Source organism: Acinetobacter sp. M5A5_2a (genome assembly GCF_053345265.1).
This window is the reverse complement of sequence record NZ_JBKEZV010000010.1, coordinates 78,989-94,586: the sequence shown is the minus strand read 5'-3', so window position 1 is coordinate 94,586 and position 15,598 is coordinate 78,989. Positions and strand designations below refer to the sequence as shown.

13 protein-coding genes are annotated in these 15,598 nt (G+C 40.3%); 7 read left to right on the top strand and 6 right to left on the bottom strand.

Going from position 1 to position 15,598, the window contains the following annotated elements; all coding sequences use genetic code 11:
* Window positions 1-63: 63 nt before the first annotated feature.
* The 3 genes from ACLBWE_RS14010 to ACLBWE_RS14000 all read right to left on the bottom strand — a co-directional run bounded on the left by ACLBWE_RS14010 (window position 64) and on the right by ACLBWE_RS14000 (window position 5,149).
* Complete coding sequence (locus ACLBWE_RS14010; protein WP_447603604.1) at window positions 64-2,469, bottom strand: glucose/quinate/shikimate family membrane-bound PQQ-dependent dehydrogenase; 2,406 nt, start codon at window positions 2,467-2,469, stop codon at window positions 64-66.
* 173 nt (window positions 2,470-2,642) lie between these two features.
* Window positions 2,643-3,875, bottom strand: coding sequence for a carbohydrate porin (locus ACLBWE_RS14005; protein WP_198079461.1), 1,233 nt, complete (start codon window positions 3,873-3,875; stop codon window positions 2,643-2,645).
* Between the two features lie 155 nt (window positions 3,876-4,030).
* Window positions 4,031-5,149 carry a CaiB/BaiF CoA transferase family protein gene (locus ACLBWE_RS14000; protein ID WP_447603602.1) on the bottom strand — a complete coding sequence of 373 codons (1,119 nt, stop codon included), beginning with the start codon at window positions 5,147-5,149 and terminating at the stop codon, window positions 4,031-4,033.
* A gap of 210 nt (window positions 5,150-5,359) precedes the next feature.
* Between ACLBWE_RS14000 and ACLBWE_RS13995 the strand changes: the two genes are divergently transcribed.
* The 5 genes from ACLBWE_RS13995 to ACLBWE_RS13975 all read left to right on the top strand — a co-directional run bounded on the left by ACLBWE_RS13995 (window position 5,360) and on the right by ACLBWE_RS13975 (window position 11,195).
* Window positions 5,360-6,370 (top strand): AraC family transcriptional regulator, encoded by a 1,011-nt coding sequence (locus ACLBWE_RS13995; RefSeq protein WP_004638954.1) that lies wholly within the window; start codon window positions 5,360-5,362, stop codon window positions 6,368-6,370.
* A 171-nt stretch (window positions 6,371-6,541) separates the two neighbouring features.
* Entirely contained in the window at window positions 6,542-7,747 is a 1,206-nt protein-coding gene (locus ACLBWE_RS13990; RefSeq protein ID WP_447603599.1) for an acetyl-CoA C-acetyltransferase, read from the top strand.
* Window positions 7,748-7,765: 18 nt separating this feature from the next.
* The gene (locus ACLBWE_RS13985; RefSeq protein ID WP_447603597.1) at window positions 7,766-9,901 is read left to right on the top strand and encodes a 3-hydroxyacyl-CoA dehydrogenase NAD-binding domain-containing protein; all 2,136 of its coding nucleotides are present in this window, start codon (window positions 7,766-7,768) and stop codon (window positions 9,899-9,901) included.
* A 164-nt stretch (window positions 9,902-10,065) separates the two neighbouring features.
* Window positions 10,066-10,323: a hypothetical protein gene (locus ACLBWE_RS13980; RefSeq protein ID WP_004638947.1), complete on the top strand. Its 258-nt coding sequence runs from the start codon at window positions 10,066-10,068 to the stop codon at window positions 10,321-10,323.
* 11 nt (window positions 10,324-10,334) lie between these two features.
* The gene (locus tag ACLBWE_RS13975; protein WP_447603594.1) at window positions 10,335-11,195 is read left to right on the top strand and encodes a patatin-like phospholipase family protein; all 861 of its coding nucleotides are present in this window, start codon (window positions 10,335-10,337) and stop codon (window positions 11,193-11,195) included.
* A gap of 29 nt (window positions 11,196-11,224) precedes the next feature.
* Here ACLBWE_RS13975 and ACLBWE_RS13970 read toward each other — a convergent pair whose 3' ends face one another.
* Window positions 11,225-11,644 carry a GNAT family N-acetyltransferase gene (locus ACLBWE_RS13970; protein WP_447603592.1) on the bottom strand — a complete coding sequence of 140 codons (420 nt, stop codon included), beginning with the start codon at window positions 11,642-11,644 and terminating at the stop codon, window positions 11,225-11,227.
* Window positions 11,645-11,656: 12 nt separating this feature from the next.
* On the bottom strand, window positions 11,657-12,868 hold the full coding sequence (locus ACLBWE_RS13965) for a class I SAM-dependent methyltransferase (protein WP_447603590.1): 1,212 nt from the start codon (window positions 12,866-12,868) through the stop codon (window positions 11,657-11,659).
* 128 nt (window positions 12,869-12,996) lie between these two features.
* Here ACLBWE_RS13965 and trhA point away from each other — a divergent pair, with 128 nt between their 5' ends.
* Together trhA and ACLBWE_RS13955 are read left to right on the top strand one after the other, a co-directional pair.
* Window positions 12,997-13,638 carry a PAQR family membrane homeostasis protein TrhA gene (gene trhA / locus ACLBWE_RS13960; RefSeq protein ID WP_209831990.1) on the top strand — a complete coding sequence of 214 codons (642 nt, stop codon included), beginning with the start codon at window positions 12,997-12,999 and terminating at the stop codon, window positions 13,636-13,638.
* Between the two features lie 133 nt (window positions 13,639-13,771).
* Window positions 13,772-15,082: an MFS transporter gene (locus ACLBWE_RS13955; RefSeq protein WP_347019517.1), complete on the top strand. Its 1,311-nt coding sequence runs from the start codon at window positions 13,772-13,774 to the stop codon at window positions 15,080-15,082.
* Between the two features lie 65 nt (window positions 15,083-15,147).
* On the opposite strand, the gene ACLBWE_RS13950 is transcribed toward ACLBWE_RS13955, so the two are convergent.
* On the bottom strand, window positions 15,148-15,558 hold the full coding sequence (locus ACLBWE_RS13950; protein ID WP_348949926.1) for a hypothetical protein: 411 nt from the start codon (window positions 15,556-15,558) through the stop codon (window positions 15,148-15,150).
* Window positions 15,559-15,598: the final 40 nt, after the last annotated feature.

Below are 15,598 nucleotides of genomic sequence, written 5' to 3'. Positions count from 1 at the left end.
GCTTTAATATAAATCGATATAAAAAAAGCCTGGATAAATCCAGGCCCTTTTTATAGAAGCATTTTATTTGTTATCTGGTAAGGCATAAGCCACTAAATAGTCGCCCATTTTCGTACCAAATGAACCATGACCACCGGCCATAATTACAACATATTGCTTACCATTGATTTCATAAGTCATTGGTGTTGCTTGTCCACCCGCTGGTAAACGCGCTTCCCAAAGTTTCTTACCGTTAGTGACATTAAATGCACGTAAGTAGTTATCTTGAGTTGCACCAACAAACATGACATTACCGGCAGTAGAGATTGAACCACCTAAACCAGGAACACCAATTTTTACAGCTGGTAATTGGAATAGGTTCGGTAAGCTGTCACGAATTGTACCAATACGTTTTTTCCATACCACTTCATGGGTTTTCAAATCTACGCCTGCAACATATCCCCAAGCTGGTTGTTTACAAGGTAAACCAAGTGGAGATAAGAATGCGCTGATTTCTACGCCATAAGGTACGCCGTACATTGGTTGTACGCCCTGCTCAGTTCCCGCACCTTTTGCAGTTTGCGCACGGTTTGGATCAGCAGGAATCAAACGGCTCACAAATGGCAATCCGATTGGGTTCATTACAGCAACCTGACGGTCAGGGTTAACTGACATACCGCCCCACTCAAACACACCTAAGTTACCAGGGAAAACTAAAGTACCGTTTTCAGATGGTGGAGTATAAATACCATCGTAATTTAGACGTTTGAAAGATACACGACACATGAGCTGATCAAGCATAGTGGCACCCCACATGTCTTTATCAGTCAATTTGTCTTGTGGAGCCAAGTTCAAGTCAGAGAATGGCTGAGTTTTTGAATAATGCTCGCCTTTCGTTTGTGGTCCACGTTTAACTGTTTGTGGAACTGGTTTCTCAGTTACAGGAACAATTGGTTGACCATTACGGCGATCAAGAACAAAGGCATTACCTGTTTTCGTCAATACATAGATTGCAGGAACAGTTTGGCCAGCTTTGTTTTTAATATCAGCTAAAGATGGTTGAGATGGTACATCCATATCCCATAAATCGTGATGGGTTGTCTGGAAGTTCCATACTAATTTACCAGTAGAGGCATTAATCGCTAACATTGAGTTTGCATAACGCTCTTTAAGTTCAGTACGGTCACCACCCCAAATGTCTGGAGTACCTACACCTGTTGGTACATAAACGATATCAAGTTTAGCGTCATAAGCTAAAGGTGCCCACGCATTTGGTGAGTTATGAACGAAATTCGTACCTTCACCCGGCATTGCATTTGGATCTGCTGCGCCAGTATCAAACACCCAAAGAAGTTTACCAGTGTTAACGTCGTATCCACGAATTACACCTGATGGCTCTTTGTTTGAGTAATTATCTGTTACCGAACCAGCAATAACGACAGTTGAACCAGTCACAACACCAGGAGATGTTGGGTTGTAACCACCTGGGTAAGCGTATGGCATAAACTCTTGTAAGTTCACTTCACCATTTTTACCAAAGTCAGTACATGCTTTACCAGTGTCAGCATTCACTGCCACTAAACGGCCGTCATTCACAGGAACAAAGACTTTACGCGGACATTGTGTAGAGTCAGATTTCTTGCCTTGAAGACTTGTTGCAAACTCAGTTGTGTTGTTTGCATCGTAATACATCACACCACGACAAGTTAAATGCTGGAACGATTTATCCGTTTTAAGCTTCGGATCAAAACGCCATTTTTCTTTACCTGTAGCAGGATCAATCGAGATTAATTGCTGATGAGCTGTACAGATAAACATGTTATTACCGATTTTAATCGGTGTAACCTGATTGGTTGTTTCGCCAGAGTCATTACCCGTTTTAAGATCGCCAGTACGTAAAGTCCAAGCAACTTTCAAATCTTTTACGTTTTGGTCATTGATCTGTTTTAACGGAGAATAACGCACACCTGCCTGAGTACGACCATAAGCAGGCCAATCACTCTCGGCAACACCAGGCACTGCTTGAGCAGTTTCTGGTTGAGGTGTTTTGATTTCACCATTAATTTCTTGCGGATCATTGAAAATAGAGTAAACCATCAACAAGATAGCGATTGCTAACGTTGAAGATAACGCAACTTTACTTGATCCAAGGTTGTTGATTCCACGAGTCACAGCTGGAACCAATAACCATAAACCAAGAATACCTAAAATATCTAAACGAGGTGCAAGAGCCCAGAAATCAGTTCCAACTTCCCAGACTCCCCAAATAATGCTACCTAGCATTAAAGCGGCATATACCCATAGGGCCGTGGATGCGCGCTTATAAAGTTGCCATGCAACAATCAGGAGTAATACACCAGCTATAATGTAGTAAATTGAACCGCCTAGTGTAGCGAGCCAAATACCTCCAATTAACAGGAATAACGCTAATAACCCAATAATAATTACGGTAAAAGTCGTTAAACCTGATCTTGAAGTAGGTTGATTCATAAACCACCTCTTATTAATCATCATTTTTATCGGAAAGATAAGCCAAGCTTTTAAATAAAAATCGGCCTATCAATACATCTAAAACAAAACTCAGGCATAAAGAAAAACGGAAGGCCAAGTTACGTCAATTAATGATTTAACCCTCGACAATCCGTTTTTCGGAGTAATTACGCTTAGAATGCAGTTGAGAATTTAATACCGCCTACCCAAGTATTATCACCATTTTTTAATGCACCAACATGACGAACATATTGCACATTTGGACGGATAGTCAGCCAGTTCGTCGCATGAATACCGTAGTAAAGCTCGGTATTGTATTCAGTGTCATATTCTTTATTTTGGACATCGTTCCAATCATCGTTGATATGGATACGTGCAACACCTAGTGCCAACTCATCTTGAGGACGTTGATTGAGCAAACCTTTATAGACCAAGCCTACATTTTGCATGTTATCAATTTTGTTGGTATCAGAGTCGTGGAATGTCAGGTTCACAAATCCAGTCAAACCACGGTCTGTTTGATCAGCAGGCTGGAATAATTTTTGTTTTGCAGTTACCCAAACACCTTGTTTATGAGAATTTTTGGTTTCATCTGCAATTTCTTTGGCATCAGCAGTGCTGTAGTAATAACCTAAACGGTATTCACCAGCCATACTTTGAGCGCCTAATTTAGGTGACCAAACTACTTCAGCAGGAATAATTGCACCGTGAGAACCATCCGTACTTAGGTTAAAACCTTTGCCTCGGTCCAGATTTTCTGGGTTATATTCATATACACCAACTTGCGTATATAAATCGGGTTGCAAGTTATATTTAACACGCATTGCCCATTGGCTAACTGGCCAGTTATACCACTGATCACCAACCCAGTTACCGACTTGTGAACCGCAAAGTGCTAAATTCTGGAAATCACAGTCAAAACTATTAAAGTCTTCACCTTCACCAAAACGACCGACTTTCACGTCTAACTTCTGGTCAAGGAATTTCTTCTTGATCCACAAATCTGTTAAACGCCAAGTTTGCTCACGCCCCCACACTTCTTGTGCCGAGCTTAAGTGCCCTGCTAAAGCTGGTGAGTGTTCAGAAAGCGACTGCCCATCACGATAAGTTAATGTGATTTGAGCTTCGGTATCTTGCCAACCTAAAATTTTATTTAGGTCAAAATGAGTTCCTAGTGCCAGTTGCCCCGTATAAGCACTACCATGCGTAGATGTATTTTTTGAATCTAAAATACCGGCATATTCGCCGGTATATCCAAAAGAAAAATCATAACCTTGTGCTTGTAACGCGGTGCGTTGACCGTTCCAATCACCCAACATCCAAGGACTATTTGGGTCAAATGCAGCAGCAGCTTGTGCGTGCTGTATAAAAAGAGTAATTGATAAAACGGATAAACAGGAAGCCATCAAGGATTTATGTGTTTTCATGTTTACATACCTTTTATGTCTTTGTTTATAAAGGGTACGCTAATTTTATGTAAAGAAATTATTCAAAATGTTAATCAATTGATTAATCTAATAATAATCTTAATACACATTGTATAAGAAATGACCTCTACTCTTTACCACTGTCCTTCACCAAGTTTTTGACCTATAAAGGAATATCTCATTTTAGATCGTGAAAACTTAATTGGACAAGCCAATTGTGGTTCTGTATCTGCTGTATTATTTTGCAAAGGTACATCCACAATCCATCCACGTTCTTGTGCTAAGGGAGAATTTAAAGCCTCAGTTAGGTTTAAAACAGGTTCTACACATACATCAAGATTTGCGAATATTTCATGCCATTCTTTAAAGGTTTTAGTTTTAATTTTTTCTTGAATAGCTTGTTTAACTTCCTGTCGGTCTTCTACATCTAAGGAAGCGCCTTTTTGTAATAATAGTGGCAAATCAAGAGCTATTGATAAACCTGACATAAATTGTGGTTCAAGACTCCCAATTGATAGATAGCGCCCATCTTGCGTTATATAATAATCATAGAAAATGCCACCATTAAGCATGCCATGCTCTGGTGCCTGTTCAACCTGTGCAGCAAGTGTAGCTGATGCGGCCATACTATTTAAGCTTGCCACACAATCGGTCATAGAAATATCAATATATTGCCCCATGCCACTACGATCACGTTCAACCACTGCGGCTAAAATAGCAATGACCGCATGAAGTGAACCACCTGCAATATCTGCAACTTGAATACCAAGCGGTGGCGGACCACTGTCTTGTCGGCCGCTATACCCAGCAATACCAGCTAAAGCTAAATAGTTAATGTCATGCCCAGCTCGGTCTTTATAACTTCCAGTCTGTCCATATCCTGTAATTGAACAATAAATTAAACGTGGATTAATTTCTGCAAGCGTTGAATAGTCTAATCCTAGACGTTGCATCACATCAGGTCGAAACTGCTCAATGACAATATCAAATTCGGAAATCTTGGCTTTAATCAGCTCAATACTCGCCGGATCTTTTAAATCAAGAACAATCGACTGTTTATTTCGATTTAAATAACTATGTGCCGTTGCTTGTCCATTTGCATAAGGCGGCATGATGCGAATTAAATCTGGACGTGATGGAGATTCAATATGGATGACTTCTGCACCCATATCGGCTAAATACATTGTGGCAAAAGGTCCAGGTAAGAGTGTCGAGAAATCTAGAACTTTAAGTCCATTTAATGCTGTCGTCATCGTTTTTTTAACCACTATTATTCATATTTTCTTTTATATTAGTTAAGCAAATATTCTAAAACAATGTCATGTTCAGCCATTTACCTTGATCATTTCGGCAATTTAACATGTAAAAAGTGCTTTTACTCTGTTGTAAATCGCCAATTTATTTTTTTAGACGGTCATTTAGGTCAATTTAAAGTGAACATCAAAGAGACTGAAGGATTCAATATGAGTCGCGATACGATTAGCATCCACTTCGTGAATGCGGCTTTGACAGGCGTAAAACGCCTTGGCATGGATGTCGAGACGTTACTTTCACATGTGGGTATCGAAGCGGAACTATTACGTCAACCTAAAGCTCGAATCTCGCCAGAACAATACACTCGTTTTATAAAAATGTTGTGGATGGTCACACAAGATGAACACGTCGGTTTTGATGTACAGCCACGTCGTTTGGGCACTTTTGCCATTATGTGTCAGTTGATTATTCATGCAAAAACCTTGGGCCAAGCCCTTGAACTCTCATCTCAATTTTACAAATTATTCGGTGATGAATGGTCTGTAAGCCTAGAGCGTGACAAACATGAAGCACGTTTAGTTCCACTCATTCCAAAAACATTAGATCCGGACCATTTCATTACTGAAAGTATGTTAATGATTTGGCATGGTTTGGCATCATGGCTGATTGAACGTCGCTTACCTTTAGAACGTGTTCATTTTAGCTATCCACGTCCTGCTCATGCAGATGAATATGATGCATTATTTTTTGCACCAGTCATGCAGTTTGATGCACCTCGTACTGAAATTACCTTTGCAGCCGATTATCTTGATTTGCCAATCCGCCAAGATGAAAAAACGCTAGAAGAGTTCTTAAAAGCAGCTCCTGCTCAGCTTTTAGTAAAATTCAAAAACACCAACTCGCTGACTTCTCGTATTCGTGACGTGCTCAAAAGCCAGATTGGTGAAGAAATGCCAACGCTTAATGACGTTGCATCAATGTTGTACTTGTCTCCTCAAACCTTACGCCGCCGCTTGGCTGCTGAAGGTAAAAGTTACCAAGGCGTGAAAGATGCCCTACGCCGAGATGCTGCTATTCACTTGTTACTCAATCCTGAATTAACACTTGAAGATGTTGCACAACAAGTTGGCTTTAGTGAAACCAGTACTTTCCACCGTGCATTTAAAAAATGGACTGGTGTAACTCCTGGCTTATATCGCCAGCTACACGGCTACCACTAATTCTTTAATCTATTTAAGTTTCACATTTAGCCCAAGTTCAACTTGGGCTTTTTTGTATCTCTATTGGCAAAAATCATCACCTGACTGGTGCGCTTATCGTCATTGCACTCGCTATTAAAACCAGTACACTCAAAACACAAATAAATTTTAAGCAATAAAAAAGGAACTGTTATGAGCGAGGCTTATATTATTGATGCCATTCGCACACCACGCGGAAAAGGAAAAAAAGACGGCTCTCTTTACGAAGTAAAACCAATTACCTTACTCACCACTTTATTAAATGAATTACAGCAGCGTCATCAACTCGATACGTCTAAAGTCGACGATATTGTTCTGGGCTGTGTAACTCCTATTGGTGATCAAGGTGGTGATATTGCTAAAACAGCAGCGATTGCAGCGGGTTGGAATGATGATGTTGCTGGGGTGCAAATCAATCGTTTTTGTGCTTCAGGTTTAGAAGCAGTCAACATGGCAGCAATGAAAGTTCGCTCAGGCTGGGAAGATTTAGTGGTTGCTGGTGGCGTCGAGTCAATGTCACGTATTCCAATGGGCTCCGATGGCGGGCCGTGGGCGTTAGACCCTGAAACAAACCTTAAATCATCATTTGTTCCACAAGGTGTAGGGGCTGACCTCATTGCAACCTTAGATGGTTATAGTCGCGAAGATGTAGACACATTTGCAGTAAAGTCTCAGCAAAAAGCCGCAGCAGCTCAGGCAAATGGCTATTTCGATCAATCAGTGGTTCAAGTAAAAGATCATTCTGGTGTGGTTATTCTAGAAAAAGATGAATTTATTAAAGGAAATACGACAGTTGAAGGACTGACTAAACTCAATCCAAGTTTTGAAATGATGGGGCAAATGGGTTTTGATGCCATCGCCTTACAAAAATATCCTGAAGCACAAAAAATCAATCATGTTCATCATGCAGGTAACTCATCTGGCATTGTCGATGGAGCTGCTGTTGTTTTATTGGCCTCAGAAAAAGCCGTGAAAGAACAAAACTTAAAACCACGCGCTAAAGTTTTAGCTACTGCACTCGTCGGTACAGACCCTACGATCATGCTTACTGGCCCTGCTCCTGCTGCACGTAAAGCCTTAGAAAAAGCTGGCCTTACCATTGATGATATTGACCTGTTTGAAGTCAACGAAGCCTTTGCAGCAGTTGTAATGCGTTTTATCAATGAACTCAATGTTCCACCAGAAAAAGTCAATGTAAATGGCGGTGCGATTGCTTTAGGCCATCCATTGGGTGCAACGGGTGCCATGATTTTAGGCACGCTACTTGATGAGCTTGAACGTCAAAATAAAAAGCGCGGTTTAGCTACGCTCTGTGTTGGCGGTGGTATGGGTATTGCCACCATTATTGAACGCGTATAAAGATTAGGGATATAAAAGATGAGTGCAATCCAATACGAAAAAAATGCCGATAACATTGTCATTTTAACGCTTGATTCAACAGGTCAATCTGCAAACACCATGAATGCCGAGTTTCGAGACTCGCTTGATGAGGCAACCCAAAAACTAAAAGTAGAAACAGCACTTGCGGGCGTTATTTTCCGCTCAGCCAAAAAAACTTTCTTTGCTGGGGGTGATCTAGATGAGCTTATTCAAGTTCAGCCTGAACATGCCACTGATTTTTTCAACATGGTTGAAAAGCTAAAAGGTCATTTACGTACCATTGAAACTCTAGGTATTCCTGTAGTTGCAGCCTTAAATGGCACAGCCCTTGGTGGCGGTTGGGAAATTGCATTAAGCTGCCATCACCGTATTGCAATCAATGACCCAAAAAGTAAGTTCGGCCTACCAGAAGTCACTTTAGGCCTGTTACCGGGTGGCGGCGGTATTGTTCGCATGGTACGCCTACTTGGCTTACAAAACGCATTCCCATTTTTAATGGAAGGTAAGCAGTTTGGTGTCGATAAAGCAAAATCTTTAGGTCTGATACATGACACTGCCGAAAACGAACAAGAGCTTTTAGATAAAGCAATCGCATGGGTAAAAGCCAATCCGAAATCTCAACAACCTTTTGATGTGAAGGGTTATAAAATTCCGGGCGGTGATCCAAAGACTCCAGCTGTTGCTCAAGTTCTTGCTATTGCCCCAGCCATGTTAAGAGACAAAACAAAAGGTTGTTACCCTGCTCCTGAAGCAATAATGGCGGCAGCAGTTGAAGGCGCTCAGGTCGATGTAGATACCGCTTTACGCATCGAATCTCGTTACTTCACCCAACTCACCACGGGTCAGATCTCTAAAAATATGATCGGTACTTTCTGGCACGGTCTAAATGCAATTAAGTCTGGTGCTAGTCGCCCTGCCGATGTTGCAAAATGGCAAGCCACCAAAGTTGGTGTGTTAGGTGCAGGCATGATGGGTGCTGGTATTGCATATTCAACCGCAATTAAAGGCATTCCTGTTGTACTAAAAGATGTATCTGTTGAAAATGCTGAAAAAGGCAAAGCCTATTCGCAGAAACTCCTTGATAAACGCGTTTCTCAAGGCCGTATGACCGCAGAAAAACGTGACCAAGTATTATCCCTCATTACAGCAACTGCCTCAGCACAAGACTTACAAGGCTGTGATCTCATTATTGAAGCTGTATTTGAAAACCAAGAGCTCAAAGCCAAAGTTACTCAAGAAGCTGAACAATATTTAGCTGAAGGTGGAATCTTTGCATCAAATACCTCCACCCTACCAATCACAGGTTTGGCAACGGCAAGTAAAAATGCCCAGAAGTTTATTGGACTACATTTCTTTAGCCCAGTCGACAAAATGCAGTTGGTTGAGATTATTAAAGGTAAAAACACTTCAAGCGACACACTTGCTAAAGCCTACGACTTTGTACAACAAATTGGAAAAACGCCTATTGTTGTTAATGATAGCCGTGGTTTCTTTACCAGTCGTGTGTTTGGTACTTTTATTCAAGAAGGTATGCGCTTACTTGCCGAAGGCGTTCATCCAGCCCGTATTGAAATGGCAGCGCTTAAAGCTGGTATGCCAGTCGGCCCACTCGCTATTCAAGATGAAGTGTCTTTAACCTTAACCGAACATGTTGCCAGTGAAGCACGTAAAGCGCTTCAGGCCGAAGGAAAAGATTTGCCTAAAACCTCTGTAGATGAAGTGGTTCATACCATGATTCATGAGTTAAACCGTAAAGGTAAGGCGGCTGGAGCAGGTTTCTATGAATATCCAGAAAATGGTAAAAAGCACCTGTGGGAAGGTTTAAACCGTTGGCAAAAAGACCATGGTATTTCTGAACAAGATATGATCGATCGCATTCTGTTTGTACAAGCTTTAGATACCCTACGCTGTTATGAAGAAGGCGTATTAGAGTCTGTGATTGATGCCAATGTCGGTTCAATCTTTGGTATTGGTTACGCTCCTTGGACTGGAGGAGCAATTCAATTCCTAAATCAATACGGTACTGATAAAGCACAAAAAAGAGCTGAAGAATTAGCTGCCAAATATGGTGAACGTTTTACACCTCCAACTTTGCTAAAAAACAAAGCTGAGCAGAAACAAAATATTCAATAACTTAGACTTACTGAATATTTAAAAACTGCATAAACCTTGCCCATATAAATATATTTTATTTATATGGGTTTTTCTTTATGACCTTTAAGATTTCAGCCTCCTGCCTAAATATGCTATAAATAGACTTCATTTTTGTGCTTCTAAAGCACATTCGAGAAATCCTTATGTCCGATAAAAATTCTTCCGAGTCAGCAATTTTAGGTTGGAAATTTGTTCTGATCGTTGGTGTTTTGAGTGCGATTTTCCTTGGCTTTTTCTATTTGGCGATGAGTAATGAACCTGACTATATGCCAGGGGCTCAGCGCAAAGCACAACAAGAGCAAATGCAGCAAAAAGCTGAAAATTCCACAGAGCAACACGCTCAACATAGTGACAACATGTCTGAAATGGATATGAAAGAACATCAGAACTCAACTCAGTAATTAGATATCAAATGACAGATTTTTCCCGTAATGCACTTGTTGTAGAGGGTGGAGGCATGCGTGGTGCCTTTACCAGTGGCGTACTTGATGCTTTTTTACAGCAGCAGTTCAACCCTTTCGATTTATATGTTGGCGTATCATCTGGTTCAACCAACGTTGCAAATTACTTAGCAGGCCAACAAGGCCGCACTTTAACGTTTTATATTGATCACTCACTCCGTCCTGAATTTATCGATTACAAACGCTTCTTTAAAGGCGGCGATTTACTTGATTTAAAATGGATGTGGGAAGTTGGTGAAAAAGAACATCCGCTTGATCAGCAAAGTCTGTTTGCTAAAAATCCTGATTTTTATATGGTATTGACGCATGCCAAAACAGGACAGGCAGAATATCTTCGTGCGGGTAAAGATAACTTGCTGAATGCACTTCGTGCTTCTAGCTCAATTCCAGTTTTAACGCGTCATCCCGTCGATATTATGGGTGAACCATACTTTGATGGTGGCGTTGCAGATGCCCTACCTGTACGCTGGACAGCTCAGCAAAGTGATGTCAAAAAACTGTTAGTTTTACGCACTCGTCCGAAAAATTACTTTAAAGCCAGTAGTAAAGGCGATCAATTCCTCGCGAAATATGCGTTTAAACATCATTATGGTTTTGCAAACAGCTTACGTAGCCGTTGTGCTCGCTATAATGCTTCGGTCGATTTTGTCCGTGGTTCTAACCCAGAACAGCAGATTTTAGAAGTTTGCCCACCGCCGCTTAAAAACATGGCTGGCCGTTTAAGCACCAATCCGAAAAAGCTTCGCTACAGCTATGAAGTTGGCTTGGAAACAGGGCTGCAGGCAATTGAGAGCTGGAATTCAATGAAGTAAATCCAAATTGAGATTTCTAAAAAGAAGTCTCAATTTAACTCTAAAGTCATATCAATATGTGGGATACCACAATCTAGATACTCTTCGCCTTGAACTACAAAGCCCAATGCTTCATAAAACGCGGTCACATAAGTTTGAGCTGAAAGCTTTAGATAAGGTAAGTTCTGCTGGCGCGCATATTCAATAATATGCTCCATTAAAATTTTACCTATACCCTGCTTTCGATAAGGCATTAAAACAGCTACCCGCCCTACACTATGCTGTGGCAACAAGCGCGCTGTAGCAATTGGTTGCTCACGATCATACACAATAAAATGCAAAACTGTGGCATCCAAATCATCCCATTCATCTTCAGGGGCAATTCCCTGTTCTTGAATAAAAACCTGCTCACGGATGAGCTTGGCATCTTTCTCAAGCTGCTCCCACCCACCCGTTATAATTTTATACATGGGTTAACCTGCTTAACACTTACAACCAATATTCTCGATAGACAACTGGTCTTGTAATAACAATTCTAGAGTTTGTTTTTTAATACCATACATGTCTTTCAAGGCTTGAATTTGAGCCATGATCTTGGCATCAGGCTGAGTAACATCCTTACGCTTTGTTGCCAAAATCATTTTGTTTTTACTGGTATGTTCAAGCGATACAAACTCAAAAACTTTGGTTTCATAGCCATAAGCTTTTAAAAGTAATGCACGTAATGTATCGGTTAACATTTCAGCTTGCTGACCAGCATGAATTCCAAATTGCAGCATTGGCTGTAAAACTTCGGGACTATGTAATTGTGGGCGCAACTCTTTGTGGCAACATGGAGCACACATAATCATTGAAGCATTTAAACGAATGCCAGTATGAATCGCAAAATCGGTAGCAATGTCACAAGCATGCAAGGCAATCATAACGTCTAACTTTTCCGGTTGATAACTACGTACATCACCTTCAAAAAAGTCTAAATGATTAAAATGCACTTTATCTGCAACTTTTTGGCAGAATTCAACCAGATTCGGACGTAATTCAACACCAGTAATTAGAGGTGTTTTTTGTTGTTCTTGCAAATAATCATATAAAGCAAAAGTTAAATAGCCTTTACCTGAACCAAAATCGACAATCCGTAGCTCTTGCTGAGATGCGTCAATCTGTTCATAGGCACTCGCAAAAATTTCAATAAATTTATTTATTTGTTTCCATTTACGCGCCATGCTTGGAATGATTTGGCCTTTTTCATCGGTAATACCAAGCTCTTTTAGAAATGCATTGCCCTGCTGTACATAGCGTTGCTTTTCACGATCATGCGTCTGAACCGTTTGTGTCGCATTTACAGCCTGCTTTTTACCCATATTTAATAAGGCTTTTTTCTTATTTTTTTTGAGTTGAATTTCTTGAGTAGTCGAAAATAAATTCGCTTGCTTACACTGAACTAAAAGCGCTGCAATCTGTTCTAAACCTTCTTCAAATGAATAATTTTTGGTCACATCTTGGGTTGTATAATGATATAAAGCCGAAAGCTGTTTTTTTCCATGTAACTCTACAACACGGAAAGTGATTTTTTCCAGTTGTTCCAACTCTCCTTTATATTGGCTCAAAATCAAACGCTCAAAAGTCTGCTCATCAAGCATTTGTTTGATTTCATAAAAGAATTGCTGTTCTTGCTCAAAGGAGAAAACCGACACGGATATACCTAAAAAATGAAGACTCATATGAAATAGAAGTTTAAAGGGTCTAGGATTAAAAATAAAATAACTTTACGACTGTTTTGTATTTCTATACATTTGTATTTTTAATCAAAAAAATTAAACTCATGAGTAAATCTGTGCTGGAAACTTACGATCCTAAAGAAGAACTACTTAACGCCTACAGCCATGGAGCTGGTGTCGTTATGGCAGTTATTGCTTCTATCTTTTTAATTATGAAGGGATCTTATCTTCCAACTGCTCAATGGGTGGGGTTATGGGTATACTCATTTAGTCTAATTCTGGTTTTCACGAGTTCAACTCTCTATCACTTTGCTCAAACACAAAATCTACGTTACTGGTATAAGAAACTAGACCACACTGCTATTTATTATTTAATTGCTGGGACGTATACCCCTTTCTTAAGCATCGCTATTCCTACACAAAAAGCCCATATTCTGCTTATTGCTCTCTGGAGCATTGCTGCAATTGGTACACTTTTCAAGTTAGTTTTTATTTATCGTTTTCAAAAAATTTCTTTGCTGGCCTATATTGTAATGGGATGGCTTGCCGTTTTTGTAATGGATGATATGCGTACTTATTTAAGTAAAGACGCATTGATTTTCTTGATTATTGGCGGTTTAGCTTATACGGTTGGAGCATTGTTTTACGCGTTAAAAAAGGTAAGATATACCCATGCGATCTGGCACATTTTTGTGCTTTTAGGTGCAGGAGCACACTTTCTTGCGATCTATTGGTACATTGTTTAGTTCATTTTTCACTCTTATTCAGTGATCCTGAAAGAGTCATGGATGATGTTCTTTCACGCTATTCTTTTAGAAAAATATGTCTTTAAAAAGAATAGTAAATTAAAAATAAATTTTAACTGATATAAGGTCTTATATGGAGTCAACCTCTGCGACTGCTGCTCCGGCAGTAGCCACTAATTCAAAAACGCGGGTTTTGTTTGCAAGTTTAGTCGGTACAACCATTGAGTTCTTCGACTTTTATATCTATGCAACCGCCGCAGTACTTATCTTTCCTCACCTGTTTTTCCCTGCTAGTAGTGGCAGTGCCGCAGTCTTACAATCTTTAGCAACCTTCGCCATTGCCTTTATTGCCCGCCCTATCGGTGCAGCATTATTCGGTCATTTAGGAGACCGTATTGGTCGTAAAGCCACGCTAGTTGCAGCTTTGCTCACCATGGGTATTTCAACAGTATGTATTGGTTTACTTCCAACCTATGCACAAATTGGTCTTGCTGCGCCTTTACTATTGGCTCTATGTCGTCTAGGGCAAGGCTTAGGTTTAGGTGGTGAATGGAGTGGTGCTGTATTACTTGCAACAGAGAATGCACCTGAAGGTAAGCGCGCATGGTATGGCATGTTCCCACAACTAGGGGCTCCAATTGGCTTTATTTTAGCAACAGGTTCATTTTTATTATTGGGTGCAGCCATTCCTGAGCAAGCATTCATGCAATGGGGCTGGCGTATTCCCTTTATTGCAAGTGCTGTATTAGTGATTGTTGGCTTATATATCCGCTTAAAGCTCCATGAAACTCCAGCATTCCAAAAAGTTTTGGATAAGCAAAAAGAAGTCAATATTCCATTTAAAGAAGTCTTAACCAAACATACAGGTAAACTTGTACTTGGTACGATTGCAGCAATCTGTACATTTGTGGTGTTCTATCTTACAACTGTATTTGCCTTAAACTGGGGAACCACCAAACTTGGCTATTCACGTGGTGAGTTCTTAGAACTTCAACTCTTTGCCACACTGTGCTTTGCTGCATTCATTCCTTTATCGGCTATTTTTGCAGAAAAATTTGGTCGTAAAGCCACTTCGATTGGTGTTTGTATTGCTGCTGCGATTTTCGGTTTGTTCTTCTCTAGCATGTTAGAGTCTGGAAATACGTTAATTGTCTTTCTCTTCTTGTGTACAGGCTTGTCGATTATGGGCTTGACCTATGGTCCGATTGGTACTGTTCTTTCTGAACTTTTTCCAACTTCAGTTCGTTATACAGGTTCAGCATTAACGTTTAACTTGGCAGGTATTTTTGGGGCATCTTTTGCTCCCCTCATTGCCACTAAACTTGCTGAAACTTATGGTTTATATGCAGTTGGTTATTATCTTACTGCGGCATCACTTCTATCACTCATCGCTTTCTTATTCATTCGTGAAACAAAAAATGATGATGTGAATAATCAGATCTAAAAACTAGAAATTCTTATATAAAAAAGCCGGTTCATGATTGACCGGCTTTTTTATAAATATGTGACTTAGTTTATTGAGGCTGGAGCTGCTACATTGCTTGCTGCAACAGCAGCTGCTCCTGCTACAGCTGCTTCACCAATTAAAGCCACTTTTGCTTTTTCTTGGCTCTTCGCAGATAAAGCAGGGTTAGTTGCCACAATACGATTAATATTTGCTGAGTTTGCCGGAGCAATCGCAGTGGTTTGTAAAATAATTGGACGATTACCTGTGTTACCTAACGTATAGCGAATACCAGTACGCGGGCTAATCACAGTTGTATTTTCTTGCTTCACTACAGCCTGCGCCGAAGTTGGCCCTTTTGCTGCAAGTACTTTATCAACCGTTGTCGTTTGAGGGGCTGAAGCTGCTTCTGCTGCGAAAACAAAACTAGGCACAGCAAGAACAGTTAAAAATAAAGGTTGTAATACTTTTTTCATTGTCTTTCCAACATACACTCTGGATGAGAAGTAAATAGCA

Bases quoted from the DNA above. Each gene is read 5' to 3' on its own strand.
- ACLBWE_RS13995 (WP_004638954.1), top strand. From the start codon at position 5,360: ATGAGTCGCGATACGATTAGCATCCACTTCGTGAATGCGGCTTTGACA.
- ACLBWE_RS13950 (WP_348949926.1), bottom strand. From the start codon at position 15,558: ATGAAAAAAGTATTACAACCTTTATTTTTAACTGTTCTTGCTGTGCCT.
- ACLBWE_RS13975 (WP_447603594.1), top strand. From the start codon at position 10,335: ATGACAGATTTTTCCCGTAATGCACTTGTTGTAGAGGGTGGAGGCATG.
- trhA (WP_209831990.1), top strand. From the start codon at position 12,997: ATGAGTAAATCTGTGCTGGAAACTTACGATCCTAAAGAAGAACTACTT.
- ACLBWE_RS13990 (WP_447603599.1), top strand. From the start codon at position 6,542: ATGAGCGAGGCTTATATTATTGATGCCATTCGCACACCACGCGGAAAA.
- ACLBWE_RS13955 (WP_347019517.1), top strand. From the start codon at position 13,772: ATGGAGTCAACCTCTGCGACTGCTGCTCCGGCAGTAGCCACTAATTCA.
- ACLBWE_RS14010 (WP_447603604.1), bottom strand. From the start codon at position 2,469: ATGAATCAACCTACTTCAAGATCAGGTTTAACGACTTTTACCGTAATT.
- ACLBWE_RS13985 (WP_447603597.1), top strand. From the start codon at position 7,766: ATGAGTGCAATCCAATACGAAAAAAATGCCGATAACATTGTCATTTTA.
- ACLBWE_RS14000 (WP_447603602.1), bottom strand. From the start codon at position 5,149: ATGACGACAGCATTAAATGGACTTAAAGTTCTAGATTTCTCGACACTC.
- ACLBWE_RS13970 (WP_447603592.1), bottom strand. From the start codon at position 11,644: ATGTATAAAATTATAACGGGTGGGTGGGAGCAGCTTGAGAAAGATGCC.
- ACLBWE_RS13980 (WP_004638947.1), top strand. From the start codon at position 10,066: ATGTCCGATAAAAATTCTTCCGAGTCAGCAATTTTAGGTTGGAAATTT.
- ACLBWE_RS14005 (WP_198079461.1), bottom strand. From the start codon at position 3,875: ATGGCTTCCTGTTTATCCGTTTTATCAATTACTCTTTTTATACAGCAC.